This window comes from Tautonia sp. JC769 (genome assembly GCF_040717455.1).
Classification (GTDB): domain Bacteria; phylum Planctomycetota; class Planctomycetia; order Isosphaerales; family Isosphaeraceae; genus Tautonia.
This window is the reverse complement of sequence record NZ_JBFEFH010000074.1, coordinates 1-918: the sequence shown is the minus strand read 5'-3', so window position 1 is coordinate 918 and position 918 is coordinate 1. Positions and strand designations below refer to the sequence as shown.

At 66.7% G+C, this 918-nt stretch carries 2 protein-coding genes; both read left to right on the top strand.

The genetic code is table 11. The features are described from left to right. Positions 1 to 317: hypothetical protein (locus AB1L88_RS26930; protein WP_367099813.1), on the top strand; the 317-nt coding region annotated here is incomplete at its 5' end. 106 nt (positions 318 to 423) lie between these two features. After that, on the top strand, positions 424 to 798 hold the full coding sequence (locus AB1L88_RS26925; RefSeq protein ID WP_367099812.1) for a hypothetical protein: 375 nt from the start codon (positions 424 to 426) through the stop codon (positions 796 to 798). Positions 799 to 918: the final 120 nt, after the last annotated feature.

Below are 918 nucleotides of genomic sequence, written 5' to 3'. Positions count from 1 at the left end.
CTACACTCCGCGAAGTCTTGGAGACGGTGGACGCCTCTCCTGACGACGCAGCTCTGTTCCTCCCACCGAACGACGTGTGGTCCCTCGACACCCCCTGCGCGGTCCTGGAAGTCGATCCCTACGATGACAGCGAGTCGCCCCCGCCGTTCGCGCAGCAGCATGGCTTGAGCTACGCCTTGAACGTGCCCCAAGTCCAGGATATCGTCAGCAATGTCCGGCAGCAGGTCGCCGCGCCATCGCCGGAGCAGGTGCTCGCCGCGTTCCTGTTCTACTACGACCGGGATGCGTTCATCGACTTCGGCGGCCGGGACGCCTAACCTCGCGCTGCAGCGGACCCGGCCCGCCGCGGCAGGTCGTTCATGTTCGAGAGCTTTCCCTCGGCGGGCCGGTCCGCTGAGCTTGGTCGTTAGGCGGCGTTCTGCGATGACCCTCATTGATCGCGATCTTCGCGCCTGGCTCTACCGCATTTGCCGCTCGGAGAAGCCCCCATCGTCGGTCGTTGCGTACAATGTCGGCCTCAGCGAGACAGCCTTCGGCGGTTACGCGGCGTCGCTCATCGGCGCCGACCGCTACGTCCCCGATGACCCCGATTGGGCATGCGACGAGTCCTTTGCCCCTTCGGAGCGTTTCTTCCCCATCCCGGCCGGCGTCTTCTCCGACTGGGAGCTGGTCCAGGAGGCGGTCGCGGCTGCCGTCCGAGACTTCGTTCGGTCGCCCGAGGGCGATTGCTCATTCTTGGCTTCGGCCGAGGCGGTCACGGTAGGCTTCGACGACGGCGACTTGGTGCGGGTGCGGTGACGCCTAACCTCGCGCTGCAGCGGACCCGGCCCGCCGCGGCGCCTCCTGGTAACATAAAGCTCTCACTCGGCGGGCCGGTCCGCTGAGCTTGGTCGTTAGGCGGCAGAGGCCCCATGCATC

Bases quoted from the DNA above. Each gene is read 5' to 3' on its own strand.
- AB1L88_RS26925 (WP_367099812.1), top strand. From the start codon at position 424: ATGACCCTCATTGATCGCGATCTTCGCGCCTGGCTCTACCGCATTTGC.